The sequence below is a fragment of the Aquibacillus sediminis genome (assembly GCF_005870085.1).
GTDB lineage: Bacteria > Bacillota > Bacilli > Bacillales > Amphibacillaceae > Aquibacillus_E > Aquibacillus_E sediminis.
In genome coordinates this window covers 13,245-36,821 of sequence record NZ_SZNM01000014.1, presented here as the reverse complement: position 1 = coordinate 36,821, position 23,577 = coordinate 13,245, and the positions used below count along the sequence as shown (strand labels likewise).

Genomic DNA, 23,577 nt, shown 5'->3' with positions numbered 1-23,577 from the left:
ATCATCGGACAGTATAATCCTTCATGGACTAAAGCTTACTCTATGACAATGGTTTTCCAACATAATGCACACGCGGACGGAAGAGGCGGTTGTTTTCATGCTGTTCGATGACGTGTGCCGCAATCCCTGCAGATCTGGAACTGAAAAAAATTGGTGTGTAAAGTGGTATTGGAATGCCAAGCATCCAGTAAACCGGTGCAGCATAATAGTCAAGATTCGGATATAGCCCTTTTTCTTTTTCCATCAGTCGCTCGCCTGCTTCGCACATGTCAAGTAGTGTGGAATCCCCTTTCAGATCGCACAGTTCAGCAAGCGATTCTTTCATAATCAGTGCTCGTGGATCGATGCGGTTCATATAGACACGGTGCCCAAATCCCATAACTTTTTCTTTGTTGGCAAGTTTTTGTTTTAAAATCTTTTCAAACTGGCTGACCGAATCGGCTTGATTCAACAGATACATAACCGCTTCATTCGCCCCGCCATGCAAGTTCCCTTTTAACGATGTAACCGCACCCGTAAGCGCTCCGTAAATATCGGAGTTCGTCGAAGCAATCACTCTTGCTGTAAAAGTAGAGTTCGGCATTTCATGTTCACTGTACAGTAACAAGGATCGATCAAAAATATTTCCCTCAAGTTCTGTTGGTTTTTTCCCTGTAATCATATATAAAAAGTTCGCACTGTAGGAAAGGTTTGGATCTGGATAGACAGGGTCTTTTCCATTAAGAATCCGGTAACTGTTCACTGTGATAGTCGGCAATTGTCCAAGCAGTTGATACGCTTTTTGTTTGTTTGCTTCTGGGCTGCGGTCGTCAATGCGACTGTCATAACCGGCAAGTGCAGACAAAGCGGTTCGCTGGCCGTCCATTGGGTGTGTTTCTTTTGGTAATAATTTCAATAGGTCGAAAATTTCCTCTGGAACATTGTAATTGTTTTTTAACTTTTGAAACATCGCTTCTTTTTCGGAATCGCTTGGAAGTTCGTTCTCTAATAATAAGTGAATGATGTCTGTATAACTGTTGGTTCGTGACAATTCGATTAAATCATGGCCGCGTATAATAATCTTTTCTTTCTCGGTATCCAATAGAGAGATAGCGGTTTCAGAAGCAATCACACCTGCCAAACCTGGTACATAGGACTCATTCGTAATCATCAAACTCCTCCTCCATTAGTTTTTATAATTTTCTAAGTATTGTTAATTTATTGTATAATTAAATGCAGTATAATTGAACTATTGTTTTTTAATTCCTAACCATAAATTTTTTCTATATCATAAAGACTAGGAGGGTACAGATGGACGTACAAGATTGGAAAATGCTCACCATTCTTGACCAAACCGAGAATATTACCCAGGCAGCAGACCAGTTGTTTGTCTCCCAACCGACATTAACAGCACGTATTAAACGGCTGGAGGAGCATTATCAAGTACCAATCATCATCCGCAAAAGGCGGGGAATCATGTTTACGCCTGAAGGAAGAGAATTAGCGCTTCATGCGAAGAAAATGCTTCAACAAGAACAAGTCATTACCGAAAAAATTAATAATATGAAAAGCGAGGTAGCAGGTACGCTACGTGTTGGGGTCTCCAATTTTTTTGCGCTGAATAAAATGCCAAAACTGCTACGTCTGTTTAAAGAAAAATATCCGAATGTGGAGTTCCGTGTTTTCACCGGTTGGAGTAGTGAGATGCACCGTGAACTTTTGAACCATAATGTTCATATTAGCTTTATAAAAGGGGACTATCCATGGAAGGGGGAAAAAGAGCTTCTGTATGATGAAGAGATTTGTGTGGCGGCACCATGGGAGTTTGAATGGAAAGAGCTGCCGAAGCTTCCGCGGATTGATTATTTTACAGATGGTTTAATGAGAAATATTGTAGATCGGTGGTGGTACAATCATTATAGTGAAATGCCATCGGTTCATATTCAAGTAAACGAGGTGGAGACATGTAAAGAAATGGTGATTAACGGACTTGGTTATGCGATCCTCGCTAACCTCGTTGTTCGGCAGCATCCTGAACTTTTTATCAAACCAATCCGAGACACAAATGGGGAAACAGTTACAAGAAAAACATGGATGTATTATCACAACGAATCAACAGAACTGAATATTGTACAAGCATTTATTACGTTTATTCGAAGCTTAGATGTGAAAACATTGTAAAAAATTTGGGAAGCACGGGTACGATTCTTGTACTTTCTTTAAAGCAGGGGAATCATTGCAAGTCTTAGAAGGTGGTGTGAAAATGAACATACATGGAATGAACGTTCGTGGATCGGTGAAAGATAAACAAACTCGTTGCAAGCATTATGATAAGTTGGTCGATATCATTGCGATTAAATTTAAATGTTGCAAGACTTATTACCCGTGTTACAAGTGCCACGAAGAAGAAGCGGATCATCCAGCAGAGATTTGGGGAAGAGAAGAATTTGGTCAAAAAGCCATCTTATGTGGTGAATGTGGAAGTGAATTAACAATTAACGAATATTTAACCTGTCATTCTTCTTGTCCTTATTGCCATCGTTCCTTTAATCCAGGTTGTAAAAACCATGCCCATTTGTATTTTGGAGTTCATTAGTTTTTTGCAGGCTAGATAGCAGTAAGGCACCACCAAGATATAAGGATAAACAGAAAAAAATAAGTGGGGGAGCAACCGGTGGTTAAGGTCCGGTCCGAGTAGGCTAACCATTAGTCCCCCTGCTACTAACATAACCAATTCCTAACTAAGTAGATCGATTATTAGGCGACCGAATTATCTGTTGCTATAGTCGCATTTTTATTTATACTTTTATACAACCTAGGTGCCAATATGCCAGCAAAAGTAGATAGGATGATATCTTTCGGTAAGGGTGCTGCCATCCATGCCCATGCAACGTTATAACTAATCGCATCAGTAGAAGCCAAATACTTGTAGGCAACATACAACCAATTTGTGCCAAAAGTATAATTGATGACGAACCCAACTAAAGCGGCAATGATAAACCAGTGATTGGAAGCATTCCATTCAACAATTTTACCGACAACATAAGCTACTAGAATATAAGATATAATGAATCCGAATGTAGGGCTCACTAGGGCAGATAATCCGCCGGAAAACTGAGAAAAGACTGGTGCTCCAGCAAGACCAACGAGAGCGTAAACCGTCATGGAAATAGCCCCTAACCGACTCCCTAATAGTAGACCAGCTAGTATACTGAAAAAGGTTGTTAGAGTAATCGGCACACTACCAATGACAATGAATGAGGTGATATTTGCACCAATTGCCATCAATGCAGCAAACATACCTGAAAGCGTGATATCCCTAGTACTTAATTTCATAATTGCAACTCCTCACCTTAAATAAAAACTATTCTGATAAAAGGATAAAAGATTATGTGATTATTGTCAACTTAAATAATTTTAGGTTAACGGTGGGTGAGAGAAAGAACAATTGGCCTTTGATCGTTAGAGAAACCCCAAGTCCTTAATCATAATAACAACAAAAAAATCCCATTAAAACCCTATTGCATTTCTCATCTGAACCCTTTGTTTCATTTAATAAAAAAAAGAAAAGCCATCTATGCGTATACATAGATGGCTTAAGTGTCAACTAAACCATTATAACAAAAATCGTGTATTTTTGATGAGACTTTACACTGAAAATTACTACAATCAATTCATTAGGAAATCGTGCAGGCACTGCTCGAAAGACATTCTTCTCACTCAAAGGGTGGGGAACGTTTCTATTAACAATGGTACACTTGGATTTTGTCGAATGAAAAGTCTTGAATAAGGACAAAGTTGAATGGAAATAAAATTTTGTGTGTTAATTTTGCTTTAGGTAATTACTCTATCATTATACTAGTTCATTTACCGAGCGTTTTAAAAAAGTTTCCAAATGCTTTGTTCTCGTTATTTTCTCTAACTTTCTCTAAATGAGGTATTCTTTTAGAACAATGAATGTAGGCTTCTTCGATTTCTACTTTAACCCAGCATTTTATCTTCTTTTGTTCACCATCTTCTATATCTACTTCGTCTTTACCCAAGATTTCTACACGCCCGTTCAAATGCAGGCCAATTTGATGTTTGTAGAAATCAATAAGCAAAATAGCCACATGTGGATTTTCATACATGTTCCCAAGAGATGCTTGGACCCCGTTTCCTATATACTCAGGGTAGATGACGTTTTTTTTATCAATGATTTTTATAAAACCAGCCTCTCCACCCCGGTAAGAACTATCACAATGCCCGTTGGCGTCACTTGTGGAAATAAAGGCGTTTTCTTGCTTTTTTATAAATGCCATCATGTCATTATTCAAGTAATCCAAAACTTGTTTGTCATAAAATGCTAATGCTTTCTGTTCTGTTCCAAGTCTTTTTTGCATCACTTTCTCTCCGTGCTTCGCTTCTAATTTGTTGTCTTTTTTAAATAATGAAATAATATTAGCAACTAACTCCAAAATAACGGCTCCTTTTAAAAGTTTTAGTGTAACAAATGTATATATGAAGGAAGAATGACAAATTCTGCCGTTTAGAGTTTATCCTGTTTTTGCTTAGAACAAGTTCTTCCTTATACTACAATATAAGTATAATATGAAATCTTAATTTTTTTATAATGAATTGAATTCATTTAAGATATAAAAGTTAATCCAGTCTGGAGTAGATTTGTTTGTTGTTAATTTTTTGACCACTCCCTTCAATTGAAGCAAATGTTGGTAGAAGATATAGGGTTAGTAAGAAAAAATAAAATAAACTAACACGAAATCATTAAAAAATTCCCACTATTCAGAATGTGATGCACCTAATTAACCAGTACTTTAAACCTATATTATTTTAGGTGTAGATATATACATGGATGAAGATATAAAGGGGCAGTTTGTGATATCGGGGGTAGTGACCTCTTAAAAAGACAATTGTCCTTGATAGGTCTACCCGGGTCTGGGTGACAGTCGCGGCTGATTAATGCCAATGCTGTGATTAACAGGCTTTGTACGGACAATTATTCCCTTATTCCTGCTAAAATCACTTCTTTTTGGTTGGTGGCGGACATCTGTTCCTCTAATCGTATAGATATGAGCCAGTTCACGTTGATTTCTATCGAATAACGCATCAGATGTCCGTCCGCACTCTGAAACATGACCTAGGTGAAGGAATAGTGGATTAAATGTCCGTGCATCCAAATGGCTTTTCTGCACACCCCGCCACTTGTCTCGCACCAATCGGACAACGCTCCTCTTTCCAATTATTAGATATGTATTCATAACTAAGATTCTCTTATATTGAAACAGGTTCAAAAAAAGGGAAGGAACGTAGCTAAGATGAATAAACGACTATATTCGCTAATTGGAATTACACCATAGAATGTGGTTCTACGTTATATCGTTTTTTGAGTCACGATCCCAATCTCTTTTTGCATTTACTCATTTTCTACTACTTGAAACTTTTCATGCTTGACTGGTTCCTTTAATAAAAAGGATAGGCCAATGGCTAAAATGCTTAGGATCGCGGTGATCAGGAAAGTTTGCGTTAATGGAATAGCTGATGCAATGACTGGTCCGACTAAGGCTGCTATCCCGTATGCCTGATACATGATTCCGTAATTTACCCCTAAGTTTTTCACACCATAATAATCAGCTGTTTGTGATGGGAATAGGGCCAGAAACCCTCCAAAGGTAAAACCAATTAAAGATACCGAAACGATGAATAAAGCAAAGTTTAGCATACCGACACTCATATAAAACATCACAACTGCAGTCATAATGTACATAATAAAAAAGGTAGGTCTTCGCCCAATTTTATCTGATATAAGCCCCCAAATGATTCGCCCTCCTGCATTAAATAAGGCGATGATCATCACAGCTATCCCAGCAGTCTCAATATCAAGGTTCGCAATACTCATGCCAATGTCAACGGCAAGGCTAATAACCAATAGTCCTGAGATTGCGCCAAATAAGAACATGATCCATAAGATGTAAAATTGAGGGGTGCGTAGCATTTCTTTTGCACTGAACTGCTTTTCATGTTGAGGGCCTTTTTGATCATTCGTCTGTTCTTGTTTAGGCTCACGAAGAAGTTGAGCGCCACCGACAACAAGCACTAAGAAAATAATACCTAAATAAAGAAATGTCGTAGAAACACCGGATGTTTCAATAAAAGATGAGATAATAGGTTTGAAAATTAATCCACCACCACCAAAGCCAGCAACAGCAATACCGCTAATTAGGCCTCTTTTTTCTGGGAACCATTTAACAGCAGCTGCTAAAGGACAAACATATGCTGTTCCGATACCAGCCCCACCGATAATTCCGTAATACAAATATAATTCAATCAGTGTGTCGGCTTGACTTGCAAGCATCAGTCCAACACCTAACAGAATCCCTCCACCTGTTGCGACCCATCTAGACCCAATTTGATCTTGTAATTTTCCTGCAAAAATCGTGAATAAGGCAAAAGTGGCAATGGTGATCGAGAATGTAATCACAATATCGTCAATCGACCAGCCAAACTTATCTGCAAGTGGTTGATTGAACAGGCTCCAACCATAAACAGCACCTAAACTAACTTGTACTAAAATCGCCCCAATAACGACGAACCATCTATTAAACATTGTGTACCTCCTAAAATATATAAGTTCTGCGTTGATGATTTGTTTTGATGAGCATCTCTAATAAGATTCCATTTTTATACTTAACAAAATGAATAAAAATTATTTCAAAAACACATGTCGTCTAGTGGATATTTGGTTTGCTTTAATTCCATTTGTAATGGCATTAGGTACGATCGCACTTGTGATCGCTGAGTTCACACCAATTTTTAATTATTTATCTTAACCTTTTGTCCCATTCTTTTAAGTGGGTCAGAGGGGACTGTGTCCTATTTCCATTCTAGCTAGTTATCCATCCAAACTTTACGAGAGATTGTACATAAAGTAGTAAAGAAAGGAGGGATAACAATGAATGAAGATATGTTTAAAAAAGTTGAAAAGAAAACAGGTGTAGATATAAATAGAGCTGCCAAACTAGCCAGTGCATATAATGGAAAGAATTTGCAAGATGAAAGAACAGCAAGACAATTAGTGAAACAAGTAGGAAAATTAGCAGGTAAAAGAGTCCCAAAAGAAACAGAAGACATGATTGTAAACATGCTAATGAACAACAAAGTAAACGAATCAGCAGTAAAACGAATGTTGAAATAACTGGGACACGGGGACAGGGCATTTGTCCCAGTTCTGTTTAAGTGAGCGAGTTCATTTTCGTTAGGAATAGATTTTACTACTGCAGAAGGAGCAAAAGTGGCGTGGGTAGTAGCAACCCTGTCCCCCACTTCAACATTCCGAGAAAACTCATGAAAGATAAGTGGAGGAAAATGTTCATAAAATCGCAATTCGTGCAAGGCCCTCCAGGTCATCCTCTTGTAATATTAACCATCGGAAGGAAATGATGGACCCTCCCTGATGGAATTTTTACTTATAGTAAGGGGGAAATAACAATGACGGATCTATTTAGACAAATCGAAAAGAAAACAGGAATTGATATGAGACGCGCCTCTAAACTTGCCAATTCATTTAAAGGTGGAATTCATGATGAATACACGGCTAGGCAAGTAGTAAAACACGGAGGTAAATTGATTGGAAAACGACTACCAAGACAAACAGAAGAAAGGATTGCCAGAAAAATTTTAGAAAAACGACGTGATCATAGATGAACCGGGGCACGGGCGCACGTGTCCGGGTTCCTTTTATGGTGGTCACGACAGTATCATCTTCCTATTTGATTGCTGAAGAGAATAGTGCTGGAACAGGTGGACAAAACCTGACGCCTGACTCTAGAACTAATTGAATGATGAAAAAAGTCATTTTTATGGGAGGGGATTATTGACTGAAGATAGAAATAATTATTAATCGAAAATAAGTTTGAACTTTCACTTAGAATAGACAAATAGAGTCAATTAGTTAAGAAAAATAGAATCATTGGTCTTTTATTAATCACTATAAATATGTCAAAATTTTATTATAGTAATAAACTCTCTGAAAGTATGTGGTACTTTGTTAAGAAAACTTTTATATGTATCATTACAGACGAAAATTACAGGTCTAGTAACTGGTATCATGCTGTCATTAATTATTCTATTATTAGGAGTCTTTGCTTATTTTGATATTCAACAAGTCTATACTAGTAGAGAGAATTTAAGTTTACAAACATCCAAAACATTGGCTTTTAATCCAGAAGTTGAAGAGGCTATTTTTCAAATAGATAGTAAGCGATTGCAACTGCTTGTAAACCAGTACAGCAGTAAAAAGAACGGAATGTTTGCTGTTATTCAAAATAAAGAAGGAAGGGTTGTTTATCATCCTAACAATGAGGTGATAGGGAAAAAATTCCCCTTTGATGATGGCTATATGGCGGTAGTATTCGGTGGTTACTATACGGTAGAATCTGATGAATTTATTGGGCCGGCGATGGTTGGAAAATCTCCTGTCTATTCGAATGAGGAACAGATTATCGGTGTTGTATCGGTTGGCTATTTAAAAGAGGAGATTAATAAGGAGATAGTTGAACGGTTAAAAAGTATTTTTTACTTTGCTTTATTTATTTTTATTTTAGGTATACTGCTGAGTTTTTTATTGGCAAGGCATATACGAAAGGAGACGATGGGATTAGAACCACGAGAGATCGCCACCTTATACCGCTCACGTTCTTCGATCTTAGCTTCGATTAGTGAAGGAGTTATTGCTACAGATGAAAAAGGTCGGATCACTTTAATGAACAACTCAGCAAAGAAATTGTTAGATCTGTCGGGTGAATATAAATCGCAAAGGATAGAATCGATTTTGCCTCAATTTGATGTAGAAAAAATAAAAAAAGGTCGTAAAACGATTATCAATAAAGAAATGAATTTAAACCACCGAGATATTATTATGAATTTAGTTCCTATTATTAAGGAAGACACTTTTGTAGGAATCGTTGCAACATTACGAGACAAAACGCAGATTACTGAAATGTTATCTACATTATCTGAAGTAAAGGAGTATTCGGATAACTTACGAGCACAAACCCATGAGTTCTCCAATAAGATGCATGTGATCTCAGGGTTAATACAGTTGGGTAGATATGATGAAGTACATGAATTGGTAAAAGAAGAGTTGAACACGATAGAACGAAAAAATCGCCTTATATTTGAACAAATACAAGATCCCAAAGTACAAGCCGTGTTGTTAGGAAAAATCAGTAAGGCATCAGAAAAGAAGGTTCATTTTTTGGTGGACTCAAATAGTTCACTAGAGGAGCTACCTCAACATATTGAGGTTACACATATCATTACAATCATTGGCAATTTGATAGACAATGCATTTGATGCAGTGATGTGTCGAGAAAATCGAAATGTGACGTTCTTCGCTTTGGATTACGGAAATGATATTATTTTTGAAATCACGGATAATGGCAAAGGGTTAAAAGGGGATATTGAACGTTTATTCGAACGTGGTTTTTCAACGAAAGGTAATGTAGGTGAAAAACGGGGATTTGGGTTATTTAATGTAAAAGAGTCTATCAATTCATTAAATGGAAGTATTGAAATTGACACTAGTGAGTATGGAACCACCTTTTCTGTAATCATTCCAAAAACACAAGGGGGTATGTCTAATGATTAAAGTGATTATTGCTGAAGATGACTTCCGAGTAGCAAACATTCATGAAGGATTTCTACAAAAGATTCAGGGTGTAAAAGTGGTAGGTAAATCAACGAATGGAAAGGAAACTTTACAAATGGTTAAAGAAGTGGAAGCCGATCTACTTCTTTTAGATATTTATCTGCCGGATATTTTAGGGACAGATCTTATTAAACAATTGCGAGAGGTGACCCCAAAGTTAGATATTGTTATGATTACAGCGGCTACAGAAATAGATTTATTGGAGGATAGCTTGAAGAAGGGGGTTGTAAATTATGTGATTAAACCAGCGTCATTTGAACGTTTTAAAGATGTATTTGAACAATACCGGGAAAGAAAGCGATTGTTAGAAGGATATAATGAAATTGACCATTATTTAATAGATAAATTATTTTCATCCCAGGGATCTCAAATACAAACTGTTGAAGCACTACCAAAAGGGATCGATAAAATTACATTAGAAAAAGTGAAGCGCCAACTGGATCAATATAAAGGTCCTTGGTCATCAGATGAAATGGGACAAAATATTGGTTCATCACGAACTACTGCACGAAGATATTTGGAATATTTGGTATCCAAGAAATATGTGCGTGTAGAACAAGAGTATGGGGTGATTGGGAGGCCGGAGAGGAAATATTATGCTAACGAATTGTGTGAACAAAAAGAACAAAATTAATTTTTTGTTCTTTTTGTGATTTATTTTGAAAACGGTTACAAGATGGAATATTTGCACTATAGTGAATTTGTAACTACTAAAAGAAAGAGGGGTTATGTTTATGAAAAAAGTATTATTGGCAATGTTTATTATTGTAGCTACAACACTTGTTGCTTGTTCATCAAGCAGTTCGAACCAGACAGAGGAATTCCCAACAACGGATATTGAAATTGTAGCACCAGCATCTCCAGGTGGTGGATGGGATGGTACAGCTAGAGCAATGCAAAAATTATTTTCTGATGAAAATATCATTGAGGAGAATATGAATGTTGTTAACAAACCAGGTGGTGGTGGTGAAGTAGGATGGCAATACTTAATGGATCAAGATGCACACCACTTTTCGATTAACTCAAGTCTTTTAATTACTAACAATTTGTTAGGGCAAAGTGATTTGACATATGAAGACTTCACTCCACTAGGGATTTTAACCACAGAATGGATTTCAGTAGCGGTTGCACCGGATTCTGAGTTTGATTCAGGTATAGATATTATGGATAAATTAAAAGAGGATCCTACTTCATTAAAAATTGCTGTTGCTCCAAGCCTTGGTAATAATGACCATTTAGCATTTGTGCAAGCAGCAAAGGAACACGGTGTTGATGTAACCCAACTTGAATTTATGATTTATGATAGCGGTGGAGATGTTGTGACAGCACTTCTAGGTGATCATGTGGATGTTGCAACGATGTCTGTATCTGAGGCGAAGGAACAACATGAAGCAGATAAATTAAAAATAGTGGCTACTGGCTCTGAAGAACCTATTGAAGGGTTAGAAGAAGTTGAAACATGGAAAGAACAAGGTATTGACATGGTATTTCCTCATTGGCGTGGTGTTATGGGTCCTCCAGACATGACAGAGGAAGAAATTGCTTATTGGGATGATAGGATAAGTGAATTGGTAGAAACAGAAGCTTGGCAAGATATTCTAGAAAATAATGAATGGCAAGCATTTTATAAAGATAGTGAGGAAGCTGAAGCATTTTTAGAAGAACAAACAGCAAATTATGAAGAATTACTTAGAGATGCTGGATTAACGGACTAAATATTTAAAGGATAAATCCACACCTTAGTGGATTTATCCCATTATTATAGGGGGAATTGCAATGATACGCTTGGCTATGCCTCTTGTTTCTCTGGCTTTAAGTGTTGGATTTTTATTTTTTACATTGAATATGACAAAATCTCGCGTTGGCGATCCTAATGGTCCTCTTTATTTTCCTGCTGTTGTTGGCATCTTTCTATTAATCATGAGTATTATATATTTTATTCAAGAATGGAAGAAGCGCTCGGAAGCAATGGAGGAACTTAGAGGGTTGGTACAAGGTAGAACACCGCTTTTAATTGTATCAAGTTTAGTACTAATTTTCATTTATGCTTTTCTATTTGAACGAATTGGCTTCTTGTTTTCGACAATCATTTTTCTTGGTGGTTTATTGTTTGTTGTGAATGGTAGAGAGAAATGGCTACAAAATCTATTAATCTCAGTTATTTTCTCAATAATTACATGGTATTCTTTCGCTGAATTACTTAATGTAAGTTTACCTTAGGGAGGTGAATGTTAATGGGTGTAGATTTGCAATATTTCATAGAAGGGCTTACGACTGCATTTCATCCAATGAACATCTTATGGGTTTTAATTGGTGGTTTTCTAGGTACCGTTGTAGGGATGTTACCGGGCCTCGGTCCAGCCACCGCAGTTGCGGTATTGATTCCAATCACGTTTGGTATGGACCCAACCAGTGCTCTGATCTTAATGGCTGCCATTTACTACGGTGCCATGTACGGAGGGTCTCGAAGTTCGATATTACTCAATACTCCTGGTGATGGCTCTGCGATTGCTGCTACTTTTGATGGTTATCCAATGACCAGAAATGGTCAAGCAGGGCAAGCATTAACTATATCAGCCATTGCTTCGCTAATTGGTGGCATTTTTGCTATAATCGGTTTTATTTTGTTAGCGAAACCATTAGCATCCTTTGCTTTAAGGTTTGGTCCTGCAGAGTATTTTATGCTCTTTTTGTTTACGTTATCGGCTATTGTTTCATTGTCTAAAGGAAATATGGTTAAAGGTTTTATTGCAATGTCGATTGGTTTGATGTTAAGTACAGTTGGGATAGATTTACAAACAGGGGTTCATCGTTTTACTTTCGGGATCCCTCAGTTAAGCGAAGGCATCGATTTTTTAGTTGTAATTATTGGTGTGTATGCAGTGGGAGAGGTTTTATATAATTACTTAAACCTTGATCGATTACAAAATAAGAATAAACTTGGGAAAATAGGCATTACTCGAGAACAATGGAAACGATCAAAATGGCCAATTATCCGTAACGGTCCGATTGGATTTTTAATTGGTGTATTACCTGGTGCAGGTGGCTCTATCGCATCGATGTTAAGTTATACAACGGAAAGACAGCTTTCGAAACACCCAGAAGAATTTGGTAAAGGGGCAGTTGAAGGTGTGGCAGCACCAGAGTCTTCTAATAACGCAGCTTCTGTTGGTTCATTTATTCCGTTATTAACCATGGGGATTCCAGGTTCTGGTACAACTGCAGTTATTTTGGGAGCTGTCATCATGTTAGGCATGCGCCCTGGCCCATTATTGTTTGAAGAAAGTCCAGAAATGGTATGGACATTAGTTAATAGCATGTTTCTCGGAAATATCCTTTTAGTCGCAATTAATGTTCTGCTGATTGGATTGTTAGTAAAAATTTTAAGCACACCACCACGTATTTTATATCCATTGATTTTAGTGTTAGCGTTTATCGGTACGTATACATTAAGTTATAGTATCATTGACTTTTACGTACTTGTTATTTTTGGAATATTCGGCTTATTTATGAAGTTGTTGAAATTTCCGATAGCTCCACTAATTTTGGCTGTCATTGTTGGTTCAGATATGGAACAGAATTTCAGAAAGAGTTTAGTTGCACACGATAACTTAAGTTCGATTCTTTTTGCATCACCGGTGACGATTGTCTTATTGATTCTAACGGTGTTATCCGTTTCATATCCGTTCATCCTTTCAGCAATACAAAAAAAGCGAGCGAACAAATCTGCTTAAACAGGTGATGTGCTTATAAGGCGGTCATGATATGACAAAACAACGTGTATTATTCATTATCGCAATCCTTCTGTATGGATTTTTTTTCATACCCAATTGGGATATACAACTACAAGCATTGGGAGCACTCCTGGTCATTCAATTGTTATGGATTGGTAGAGTGTTCCCTCTAGCTTTTAGTTCATTGATTTTAATTTTGATTTTATCCTTTCATTTTTTTACGTATGATGAAACATTAAGTTACTTTGGTTCTAGTCTTGTTTGGTTATTATTTTCAACGTTCATATTGTCGTATGCGTTTATTGAAACAGGATTAGCAAGTCGAGTTTCTTTGAAAATATTAAGTCTAGCGAAAGGTTCGGGGAAGATTTTAATTTTTGTCTCCTTTTTGATGGAATTTGTTCTAACTCTTTTTGTACCATCTAATATTGGCAAGGGGCAACTTGTCGGGTCCATTTTAGATGATTTAATGAAAAATTTGAAAACGATTCATGATGTGGATCATATTGGTAAATCCTTGTTTATTGGTATTGCATATGTTAGTGCCATTTCTGCTGCTTTTGTACCGACAGGGGCGAGTTCGACGATTTATGCATTTGGTATGTTTTCTTCCGTTTCTGAAACGATTAATTATTTTACGTGGATTTTATATCTAGGTGTACCAATTCTTCTATTTGTATTATTACTATGGGGACTTTTTTTAAAAGTGTTTCCAGTAGAGCAAGTAGATTATCGTCTAATAAAAAAGCTAATTGATGAAAAAATTGAACAGAATGGTAAATGGAAGCCGCGAGAAATTCGAATGGCGATTATAATTGGAAGTACGATTTTTTTATGGTTGATTCAGCCTCTTCATCATCAACCACTCCAGTTAATTGGTCTCCTAGGTGCAACGTTTGTTTGTTTGCCTTACATTGGTGTAATGAAATGGGAAGATGCTAAAAAAGGAATAAACTGGGATATGATGATTTTCTTCGCGGCCACATTAATGCTATCCAATATGTTAATTGATACAGGAGCGTTAGATACAGCAACCCGTTTCCTGGTGCAAAATAGTGAAAATTTTAATCAAGTATATATTGTAATTGGTTTAATTGTTATAACAAGTATCGTTCGTATTGTATTTGTTAATGTGCTAGGTTTCTTAACCATTATGTTACCACTAGCGATTACGTTTGGAGAGCAATTAAATTTTTCTCCTTTAGTATTAGCGATGGGTATCTATCTAGCAGGGGTACCTGGATTTTTATTAATCACACAATCCCCTGTTCATTTGATTAGTTATTCGTTTAGATACTTTAAAATTCAAGATTTATTTCGTGTTGGATTAGTCGCGATGGTCGTTTGGCTCTGTATTATTTTCGCATCGATCTTTTTGTATTGGAATTGGATTCTATGAGGAGGGTGTGACCATGACATGGTTAGTATCGAAGCAACAAACGCAGGAAGAGTTAGCCGAACAATTTATGCAAGCAGTTAGAGACCAATCTATTTTAAAAATAATGGGTACGCATGATCCTATGGCTGGATTGATAGCTCAACAAGTTGGCTTCTCGGCATTGTATTTATCTGGTGGTGCCTTAACAGCGAGTAAAGGCATACCAGATCTTGGGTTATTACACTCTACTGAGGTGGCTGAACGAGCAAATGAAATTGTTCGTGCAACTAATTTGCCAATATTGGTTGATGTTGACAATGGATTCGGCGGCCCGCTAAATGTAGCTCGTACGGTCCACGAGATGGTTGAAGCGAAAGTGGCGGCCATACAAATGGAAGACCAAAAAATCCCAAAAAAGTGTGGGCATCTGAATGGCAAGCAACTGGTAACGAAAGAGGAGATGGTAGAGAAAATAAAGATGGTTAAAAGAGCAGCGCCAACCTTAATTTTAGTGGCACGTACTGATGCTCATAGTGTGGAAGGGTTGGATGCTGCCATCAATCGAGCAAAAGCCTACCAAGAGGCAGGTGCTGATGTTATTTTTCCAGAAGCAATCACGAATGAAACGGACTTTAAACGATTCAATCAGGCGATTGAGGTGCCTCTGCTAGCCAATATGACAGAGTTTGGGAAAACCCCTTATTATACAGCCCTAGAGTTCCAAGAAATGGGATATGACATGGTCATTTATCCGGTGACATCCATGCGTGTAGCGGCCAAAGCTTATGAATTAGCGTTCTCAGAAATTTTTCATAAAGGCACACAAAAAGATGTATTAGAGCGGATGCAGACAAGAGAAGAGTTGTATGAAACGATTCGCCTTGCTGACTATGAAGCGTTAGATCAAAGCATTGCTAAAACGGTACTGTCTGGGAGTGATGATGTTGACAGCTAACAATCGACATAATTTTGATTCAGTTATAGAAGCAATCGCAGAATATGTTTTGCGTGAAGATGTAGGGGATAATGAATCGATGGCGGTTGCAAAAGATGTGATCATGGATAGTATGGGGTGTGCGATGTTGTCGTTGAACTATCAAGCATGTACAAAGTTACTTGGCCCAGTAGTGCCGACATCCGTTGACATAGGTAGTCAAGTACCTGGTACGGATTATTATTTGGATCCAGTGCAAGCTTCATTTAATTTTGGGACGATGATTCGGTGGTTGGATTATAATGATTGTTGGTTAGCGCAGGAATGGGGGCATCCTTCTGATAATCTTGGTGGGGTGTTAATGGTCGCAGATTATATAAGCCGGAAGAATGCTAGAGATGGAAAACGCCCATTAACGATGAAGGATATTGCCAAATCGTTAATTATGACGCATGAAATACAAGGTATTCTAGCGTTAGAAAATAGCTTGAATCGTGAAGGGTTAGACCACGTGCTATTTGTTAAGATTGCTACTGCTGCAGTAGCAACAAAAATGTTAGGTGGAACAAAAGAACAGATTATGAATGCAATATCCAATGCTTGGATTGATAACTCTACTTTAAGAACATACCGTCACTCTCCGAATGCCGGTTCGCGTAAATCATGGGCAGCAGGCGATGCAACCAGTCGTGGTGTTTGGTTGGCGTTTTTGGCGTTACGCGATGAAATGGGCTATCCTACTGCATTGAGTGCAGAACAATGGGGTTTTGAGGATGTATTAATGCGTGGAAGGTCTATTACATTAGCCCAACCACTTGAAGATTATGTTATGAAAAATATTTTATTTAAGATTTCATACCCAGCTGAATTTCATGCACAGACTGCTGCTGAATGTGCCATTGAATTACATCATCAAGTTAAAAAGCGATTAGAAGATATAGAGGAAATTGTTATCTACACGCATGAATCAGCAAAGCGAATTATTGATAAAGAAGGGCCTCTTAACAACCCAGCAGATCGTGACCATTGTTTACAGTATATTGTAGCGGTTGGTTTAATCTATGGTGACATTACAGCAGATCATTATGAAGACAAGATCGCAAACAATCCATTGATTGATCAAGTTCGAGCAAAAATGACGGTGATAGAAGATAAAAATTATTCTCAAGAATATTTGGATCCTTCTAAACGTTCTATTGCCAATGCTGTCCAAGTTAGCTTCAGTGATGGGACTTCCACAGAACAGCTTGAAAAGAGATATCCGCTTGGTCATCGTTTCCGGCGTGAGGAAGGTAGACCATTATTGCATGAAAAATTTGAGTATAATGTATCGACTCAGTTAAATGAAGAGCAACAAGAGAATATTAAAGAAGCCTTTACTGATTTTGACGGATTTCTTGATATAGAAGTAAACAATTTTGTGGATTTATGGGAGAAGTAGTATTGGGGAATTCGAGCCAAGCACAATAGGAAGTGGTCGATTATAGGTCAAAAAGGGACTATTTGTAGAAAAGTTGGGTGGTCTTCAAATTCATTGAAAAAGGAAGCACGGGAATCACCGTGCTTTCTTTTGTTTGATACATTTATGTTGTTCAAAACCAAGTCGTGTATGCACCATTATAAGCTTGTATAAGCATATTTCTGATATTCTATCTCAGTGCAATTTTAAATTATATTTTTAAATCGATACCTTGTTCAGTTCCCGCGAGTGCTAAATGCCTCTATAACAGTAGTTATTATTTCTCTATAAAACTCCCTATGAAAATTTTTTTTGATTCATCTTGATCCAACTCCTTTATTTTAATTATAGTTACTTTAATTATTTACAAATTGTAGGTAGAATAAAAAGGATTCATTCGATTTTTACAGCTTCAACTGTTATGTTAAATTCAGGTTATGATAGACAGCAATCTATGAAAATACTACTATTCAAATTCCCCTCCGTGCTTCTACTAGGTATCGGTTCTAACAGACGAAGAGGTGATAAAAATGTTAAAGTATGTAATTATAAAACTAATGATTACTTTTTCTGCTTTTGCTATTAGTTTTTCAATTGTAGGTTATATGATCAGCGCAAATACTGTTCCGCCAAATCAAACGGGGACTACGATCTTTTTAGTTCTTGGCATCATTAGTGGATTAGTATTTATTACAGTGATAACTATGAAACTATTAGAAAAACCAAATGATCGTGATGATGAAAATAACGATAAGAATTAATGCGTTTTTTTTCCCTTCTTAGAAGGTACCTGGTACGTCGTATGGACAACTGTCAACGAATCGTACCAGGTATCTTTTTAACTCCGTCGTTTTTTCCATTCCAAAGGCAATATACAAGCAATCAACCATGCCAACCCAGCAAAATAGCCAGCGAGGACATCGGTAGGAAAATGGACGCCCAAGTAAATTCTGCTAATTCCAATCAAAAAAATGAAAATTCCTACCACAATGGTGAAGCTCCACTTTTGAAATGGCGATGGTCGATTCTGCCTGAACGAATAAATGATAACCCCATATAACAAAACAGCTCCCGTTGCATGGCCACTAGGAAAACTATAGCCACCTACATCAATAAATGGATGAAACATAGGTCTTTCCCTTACATAAAACTCTTTTAATAGGAATAATAGTATGCCTCCAGCCCCAACGGTCATAACAAATGAGGTGATTTCCCATGAACTACTTCCCCTGTACCAGAGCAATAACAGAATAAACAGTGATAACATGCCTATCAACCCTACTGATCAGAATTGGGTGATGAAAAGCATCCATTGGTCTAAAAAGTTTGACTGAATGGTTTGGAAAAATTCAATGGTCATAGTATCGAGTTTAACTATGAATTCCAATAGAAGGTTTTCACCAATCCAAATAAATAGAAACGAAAATAAGATAACCAACCCTATTCCAACTATAGGAGAAAGGGTGGTTTTATTCTTGAATTGTCTGTTCAATGCTTCCCCTCCTTATGTGAAAACAAAGTTCCCTCAGAACATGTTGACTTGTCTTACTAGTAATCTATTCATGATAGGTGCGATTTGAATAAGGCACGTGCATATAGAAATGAAAAAGTGGCTAATGCTGACAAGTAGTTAAAGAGAGGGAAGTACATATGTGTATTCACTATCTGTAACTATATGATTGGAAGATCTCGAGGATTCATGTTGTGATGTGCGGAAGTAGAAGGGTGGTTCTCTCCCTTCTAACGGAATTTGAAAAAGTAATAGAAATATCCTACGCATTTAGTGTGCGTATACAAAACAAATGGGACAAGTGCCCTGTCCCCGTGTCCCGGTATAGTTTAAAGCTATGGCAAGCAATAGATTTTAGGTGTTATCCTATACGGCTTTTGCGATGCTACACTAATCTTACATTAAAGACAAAAGGGAGAGGGTTTGATGGTAGTGGGAAAAAGAAGTTTGGAACAAAGGTTAAAAGAAGGCACTGTCATTGTTGGGGAAGGTTATCTGTTTGAAATGGAACGTAGAGGGTATTTACAAGCAGGATCTTTCGTACCGGAAGTAGCTTTGGAACACCCGGATGTTTTAAAACAAACCTATCGAGATTTTATGAATGCTGGGTCAGATGTTGTGTTAGCATTCACCTATAATGCCCACCGTGAAAAAATGAGAATTATCGGTAAAGAACATCTACTTGAGCCATTAAATCGAAGTGCCATCCGTTTGGCGAAGGAAGTAGCAAAAGAACACCCTATAGAGGAAGCGCTAGTCGCAGGAAACATTTCGAATACGAACATTTTTGACCCTGAAGACCCTGCAGCAAAGGAAAAAGTAAGAGGAATGTTTGCGGAGATGATAAAGTGGTGTAAAGAGGAAGGCGTAGATTTTATAAACGGTGAAACCTTTTATTACCACGAAGAGGCGGTTATTGCATTAGAAGAAATTCAAAAACAAGAATTGCCAGCAGTTATTACATTAGGACTGATGGGCGAGAATATATTGCGAGATGGCTATACGGTAGAAGAATCTTGTAAAATTCTTTCGGAAAAAGGGGCGTTAGTCGTTGGCATGAACTGTTTCCGTGGTCCGGATACGATGCAGCCATATCTAGAAAGAATTACACAAGAGGTAGAAGGTTTTGTTGGTGGATTACCAATTCCATATCGAACCACTGAAGAACACCCTACATTCTTTAACTTACCTGATGGAGGATGTAGTTGTTCTCTTCCGACTGAAACAACGTTCCCAACATCGTTAGATCCGCTTTACCATAATCGATATGAGTTAGCGGAGTGGGCCAAACAAGCACAAAATAGTGGTGTTCAATATATCGGGCTTTGTTGTGGCGCATCACCTGCCATGATTAGAGCAGTAGCCGAAGCGACAGGAAACGAAACAATTAACTCTAAATATTCACCAAATATGGAGAAGCACTTCTTATTCGGCAAGGACAAAACGTTGAAGAATCATAATCTAGACTATCGCACAAAAGCATAAACATTAAAGGCAGTGCCTGTCTCTCCCTTCTGTTCGAAGTATTGGAAGTGACAGGCATGTTTGATATGCTATACTGAAAAGAAAATAGGGTGGATGGAGTAGATATGATTCAAAAAAGGTTATCGGATAGTGTGGCAGACGACATCATGTCGATGATTGCGATTGAAAAAAGGTTTCTCCCGGGTGATAAGCTTCCAAATGAAAATGAGTTATCAGAGGAACTTGAAATTAGTAGAACAACATTACGTGAAGCAATCAGGACATTGGTTGTGCAAGGGGTATTAGAAATTAAACGCGGTAAAGGGACATTTGTGAAAGAAGATATTGATTTAAGTATTATGGAATCTTTTGATACGCTTGCCGATGCCAAGGTGAATGCCAAGGATTTGTATGAAATGCGGTTAATCTTTGAACCAGAAGCGGCATATTATGCAACAATTCGAGCAAGTGATGATGAATTAGCACGCATTCTAGATTATGGAATGCAAATCGAACAAAAAATTAACCATAATCAGGATCGGACTGAAGTAGAACAAAAATTTCACCAATCGATCGTAAAGGCTACCCATAATGAATTTATGGAAAAATTAATGCCTGTCCTTTATCAAGCAATTGATAAGGGTGTGATTTTATCGAATAAAAAAGAATTAGCGGTCAAAGATACCATCACAGATCACCAAATGATTATGGAATTTATGAAAAGTCGAAATCCAGAAGGTGCAAGAAGTGCGATGAAGATTCACATTTTGCATGCGATGGAAGAATTAGGTATAGAATAATGTAATGCGATAGGACGTCTTGGATAATCCAGGATGTCCTTTTTTTGTATGGCTGTTTTAGTAAGTTTGTTATTTTTTGTGTCGTAGTTGATGGGAAATCCGAATTAACTTTGATGAAATTGCCCAATGTCACTGAATTTGATTGAGTGTTATACCATTGCTTCGGCAGAATACTCCGCTTTCCATGGGCACGGCCTCGGGCCAACAGGATGTTGGTCACGCAGGCGTTGTCACAGGACGTGACGATCTTAGCCTACGTTCATTTACCAAGTGGATCTTCGGCTCGCGCTGTTCCCATAGGAGTCTACGTATTCTGCCTTCGCTAGGATGGTTCTCTGGATATTGATAACTATAATACAAATTCAAAATGTAAATTTAATGAAATATTCTGTTTAAAACGTATCAATTAACAACTAAAAATGGATAGTATATGTTTTTTAATTAAGCCATGTGCTATAAAACTTCAGAGCACTGGAATAAGCGAAGGAAATACACGGAGACTCCTACGGGAGGAAAGGCCTAGGTGAGACCCCGCAGCGAGGGACGAGTGAGGAGGCTCATCAGCCGCCCGTGGAAAGCGTAGTGTATTTCCGCAGCGGTAATTTAGCTCTCATTTTATTAAGAAAGGAAGAAGGCTTAATTAACTTACGTCGGAGTTTATGTTTATTGTGACAAAACAACAATTCTTCTTTTGTATAAAAAATTTCCCTACCTCCATTGTAGTTCATGAATTGGCACGTCGACATCAATATGAAAAGGCCATTGATCGGACATTTGTGTCATAGTTGTTATACAACGTAATTGACAGCAGACAACATACGATATAAAATACTTATAATAAAAAAACAAGGGTGTGTGTGCTGATGAGAAGAAGTGACATGATTAAGATTGGGGTAGACCGTGCGCCTCATCGTAGTCTTTTGTATGCAACAGGAAAAGTAAAAGCGAAGGATTTAGGAAAACCATTCATTGGGATTTGTAACTCTTATATCGATATTATTCCAGGCCATGTACATTTACGTGAATTTGCAGATGTTGTAAAGGAAGCAATTATCGAAGCTGGGGGTATTCCATTTGAATTTAATACGATTGGTGTTGATGACGGGATTGCGATGGGGCATATCGGGATGCGTTATTCGTTACCAAGTCGTGAATTAATTGCTGACAGTGCGGAAACCGTTATTAACGCACACTGGTTTGATGGCGTTTTTTACATTCCTAACTGTGACAAAATAACACCTGGTATGTTAATGGCTGCTGCTCGTACGAATGTACCTTCTGTGTTTGTTTCAGGTGGACCAATGGAAGCTGGTACAAGCTCTAGTGGAAATCAACTATCCTTATCTTCTGTTTTTGAAGGTGTTGGGGCCTATAAATCGGGTCAGATGACCGAAGAAGAATTTAACGATATTGAACAAAATGCTTGTCCAACTTGTGGTTCTTGTTCAGGAATGTTTACGGCAAATTCGATGAACTGCTTAATGGAAATGTTAGGCCTAGCGCTTCCTGGTAACGGTTCAATTGTTGCCACTAGTGAGAAACGAAAAGAATTGATTTTTGAAGCGGCAAAACAGTTAGTTCGTATGGTTGAAGAAGATGTCAAACCGCGTGATATTATTACAAAAGAAGCGATTGATGATGCATTTGCACTGGATATGGCAATGGGTGGTTCGACCAATACCGTGTTACATACATTAGCCATTGCTAATGAAGCGGGCATTGACTATAACTTAGCGGATGTGAATAACATAGCAGAACGGGTACCATATCTTGCGAAGATTATGCCTGCCTCTGATATTTCCATGGACGATGTCAATAAAGCTGGTGGTATCAGTGCCATTATTAATGAGTTAACAAAAGTTCCAAATGCGATTCATCCGGACCGTTTGACGATAACAGGAAAAACAATGGGCGAACTGGTGAAAGACCATGACATCACGAACGATAAGGTGATCCGAACCAAAGATAATCCATACAGTCCGGTTGGGGGATTATCGATTCTATACGGAAATATTGCCCCAGAAGGTGCAGTAATTAAAGTGGGAGCTGTTGATCCTTCGATTAAAGAATTTGAAGGGGAAGCGATTGTGTTTGAATCCCAAGATGAGGCACAAGAAGCAATTGATAATGGTACAGTACAAGAAGGACATGTTGTGATTATTCGCTATGAAGGACCTAAAGGTGGTCCTGGTATGCCAGAAATGTTAGCGCCGACTTCTGCCATCATAGGCCGTGGCTTAGGTAAAAGCGTCGCACTCTTAACAGACGGTCGTTTTTCAGGTGCATCTCGTGGCATTTCAATTGGACATATTTCTCCAGAAGCAGCAGAAGGTGGGCCAATTGCATTGATTGAGAATGGAGATACGATTGTGATTGACTTGCCAAAAAGAACACTAAACGCAAAGGTGTCAGATGAAGTGTTAGAAGAGCGCCGTAAAAATCTAAAAGACTTTGAACCAAAAATCAAAAATGGCTGGTTAGGTAGATATTCAAAACTAGTAACCAACGCATCAAAAGGCGGTATTATGAGTATTTAAGTTTCCTAGTTTCATAGGTTTTTTAAGACATAATGAAAACCTCCTACTCTATAGGTGAAGAAAAAATTTAACTGCC

22 protein-coding genes are annotated in these 23,577 nt (G+C 37.8%); 16 read left to right on the top strand and 6 right to left on the bottom strand.

The genetic code is table 11. From position 1 onward, the window contains the following. Positions 1–40 precede the first annotated feature (40 nt). On the bottom strand, positions 41–1,150 hold the full coding sequence (gene mmgD, locus FCI53_RS13410; protein WP_138419581.1) for a citrate synthase: 1,110 nt from the start codon (positions 1,148–1,150) through the stop codon (positions 41–43). A 140-nt stretch (positions 1,151–1,290) separates the two neighbouring features. Between mmgD and FCI53_RS13405 the strand changes: the two genes are divergently transcribed. Beyond that, entirely contained in the window at positions 1,291–2,160 is an 870-nt protein-coding gene (locus FCI53_RS13405) for a LysR family transcriptional regulator (protein ID WP_138419580.1), read from the top strand. A gap of 82 nt (positions 2,161–2,242) precedes the next feature. Next, positions 2,243–2,575, top strand: coding sequence for a CHY zinc finger protein (locus tag FCI53_RS13400; protein ID WP_138419579.1), 333 nt, complete (start codon positions 2,243–2,245; stop codon positions 2,573–2,575). A 161-nt stretch (positions 2,576–2,736) separates the two neighbouring features. Here the strand turns inward: FCI53_RS13400 and FCI53_RS13395 are convergent, their stop codons facing one another. The 3 genes from FCI53_RS13395 to FCI53_RS13385 form a co-directional block, all read right to left on the bottom strand. Continuing rightward, positions 2,737–3,315 (bottom strand): biotin transporter BioY, encoded by a 579-nt coding sequence (locus tag FCI53_RS13395; protein WP_138419578.1) that lies wholly within the window; start codon positions 3,313–3,315, stop codon positions 2,737–2,739. Between the two features lie 527 nt (positions 3,316–3,842). Next, positions 3,843–4,436, bottom strand: coding sequence for a pyridoxamine 5'-phosphate oxidase family protein (locus tag FCI53_RS13390; RefSeq protein WP_246050109.1), 594 nt, complete (start codon positions 4,434–4,436; stop codon positions 3,843–3,845). 956 nt (positions 4,437–5,392) lie between these two features. After that, positions 5,393–6,583: an L-lactate MFS transporter gene (locus FCI53_RS13385; RefSeq protein ID WP_138419577.1), complete on the bottom strand. Its 1,191-nt coding sequence runs from the start codon at positions 6,581–6,583 to the stop codon at positions 5,393–5,395. A gap of 345 nt (positions 6,584–6,928) precedes the next feature. Between FCI53_RS13385 and FCI53_RS13380 the strand changes: the two genes are divergently transcribed. From FCI53_RS13380 to FCI53_RS13330, 11 genes are all read left to right on the top strand, one after another. Continuing rightward, entirely contained in the window at positions 6,929–7,171 is a 243-nt protein-coding gene (locus FCI53_RS13380; RefSeq protein ID WP_138419576.1) for a stage VI sporulation protein F, read from the top strand. Positions 7,172–7,464: 293 nt separating this feature from the next. Then, positions 7,465–7,680: a stage VI sporulation protein F gene (locus FCI53_RS13375; RefSeq protein ID WP_138419575.1), complete on the top strand. Its 216-nt coding sequence runs from the start codon at positions 7,465–7,467 to the stop codon at positions 7,678–7,680. Between the two features lie 340 nt (positions 7,681–8,020). Beyond that, positions 8,021–9,625: an ATP-binding protein gene (locus FCI53_RS13370; protein WP_138419574.1), complete on the top strand. Its 1,605-nt coding sequence runs from the start codon at positions 8,021–8,023 to the stop codon at positions 9,623–9,625. Next, positions 9,618–10,319 (top strand): response regulator, encoded by a 702-nt coding sequence (locus tag FCI53_RS13365; RefSeq protein ID WP_138419573.1) that lies wholly within the window; start codon positions 9,618–9,620, stop codon positions 10,317–10,319. Before FCI53_RS13370 ends, FCI53_RS13365 begins: the two co-directional genes overlap by 8 nt. Before the next feature lie 100 nt (positions 10,320–10,419). Further along, positions 10,420–11,400 (top strand): tripartite tricarboxylate transporter substrate-binding protein, encoded by a 981-nt coding sequence (locus FCI53_RS13360; protein WP_138419572.1) that lies wholly within the window; start codon positions 10,420–10,422, stop codon positions 11,398–11,400. A 61-nt stretch (positions 11,401–11,461) separates the two neighbouring features. Continuing rightward, positions 11,462–11,905 (top strand): tripartite tricarboxylate transporter TctB family protein, encoded by a 444-nt coding sequence (locus tag FCI53_RS13355; RefSeq protein WP_138419571.1) that lies wholly within the window; start codon positions 11,462–11,464, stop codon positions 11,903–11,905. Between the two features lie 14 nt (positions 11,906–11,919). Beyond that, positions 11,920–13,419: a tripartite tricarboxylate transporter permease gene (locus FCI53_RS13350; RefSeq protein ID WP_138419570.1), complete on the top strand. Its 1,500-nt coding sequence runs from the start codon at positions 11,920–11,922 to the stop codon at positions 13,417–13,419. 31 nt (positions 13,420–13,450) lie between these two features. After that, on the top strand, positions 13,451–14,818 hold the full coding sequence (locus FCI53_RS13345) for an SLC13 family permease (protein ID WP_138419569.1): 1,368 nt from the start codon (positions 13,451–13,453) through the stop codon (positions 14,816–14,818). Between the two features lie 13 nt (positions 14,819–14,831). After that, positions 14,832–15,752, top strand: a complete 921-nt coding sequence (prpB, locus tag FCI53_RS13340; protein ID WP_138419568.1) for a methylisocitrate lyase — start codon at positions 14,832–14,834, stop codon at positions 15,750–15,752. After that, positions 15,739–17,172, top strand: coding sequence for a bifunctional 2-methylcitrate dehydratase/aconitate hydratase (locus FCI53_RS13335; RefSeq protein ID WP_138419567.1), 1,434 nt, complete (start codon positions 15,739–15,741; stop codon positions 17,170–17,172). Before prpB ends, FCI53_RS13335 begins: the two co-directional genes overlap by 14 nt. 548 nt (positions 17,173–17,720) lie before the next feature. Further along, entirely contained in the window at positions 17,721–17,951 is a 231-nt protein-coding gene (locus FCI53_RS13330) for a hypothetical protein (RefSeq protein ID WP_138419566.1), read from the top strand. A gap of 77 nt (positions 17,952–18,028) precedes the next feature. Here FCI53_RS13330 and FCI53_RS13325 read toward each other — a convergent pair whose 3' ends face one another. After that, positions 18,029–18,457, bottom strand: a complete 429-nt coding sequence (locus FCI53_RS13325) for a phosphatase PAP2 family protein (protein ID WP_138419565.1) — start codon at positions 18,455–18,457, stop codon at positions 18,029–18,031. An 18-nt stretch (positions 18,458–18,475) separates the two neighbouring features. Next, the gene (locus tag FCI53_RS13320; protein WP_138419564.1) at positions 18,476–18,682 is read right to left on the bottom strand and encodes a hypothetical protein; all 207 of its coding nucleotides are present in this window, start codon (positions 18,680–18,682) and stop codon (positions 18,476–18,478) included. 444 nt (positions 18,683–19,126) lie between these two features. Here FCI53_RS13320 and FCI53_RS13315 point away from each other — a divergent pair, with 444 nt between their 5' ends. From FCI53_RS13315 to ilvD, 3 genes are all read left to right on the top strand, one after another. Next, positions 19,127–20,185 carry a homocysteine S-methyltransferase family protein gene (locus tag FCI53_RS13315; RefSeq protein WP_171038175.1) on the top strand — a complete coding sequence of 353 codons (1,059 nt, stop codon included), beginning with the start codon at positions 19,127–19,129 and terminating at the stop codon, positions 20,183–20,185. 104 nt (positions 20,186–20,289) lie between these two features. Then, the gene (locus tag FCI53_RS13310) at positions 20,290–20,964 is read left to right on the top strand and encodes a FadR/GntR family transcriptional regulator (RefSeq protein ID WP_138419563.1); all 675 of its coding nucleotides are present in this window, start codon (positions 20,290–20,292) and stop codon (positions 20,962–20,964) included. Between the two features lie 863 nt (positions 20,965–21,827). Further along, a complete protein-coding gene (ilvD, locus tag FCI53_RS13305; protein ID WP_138419562.1) occupies positions 21,828–23,501 on the top strand; it encodes a dihydroxy-acid dehydratase in 1,674 nt (557 codons plus the stop codon). Positions 23,502–23,577: the final 76 nt, after the last annotated feature.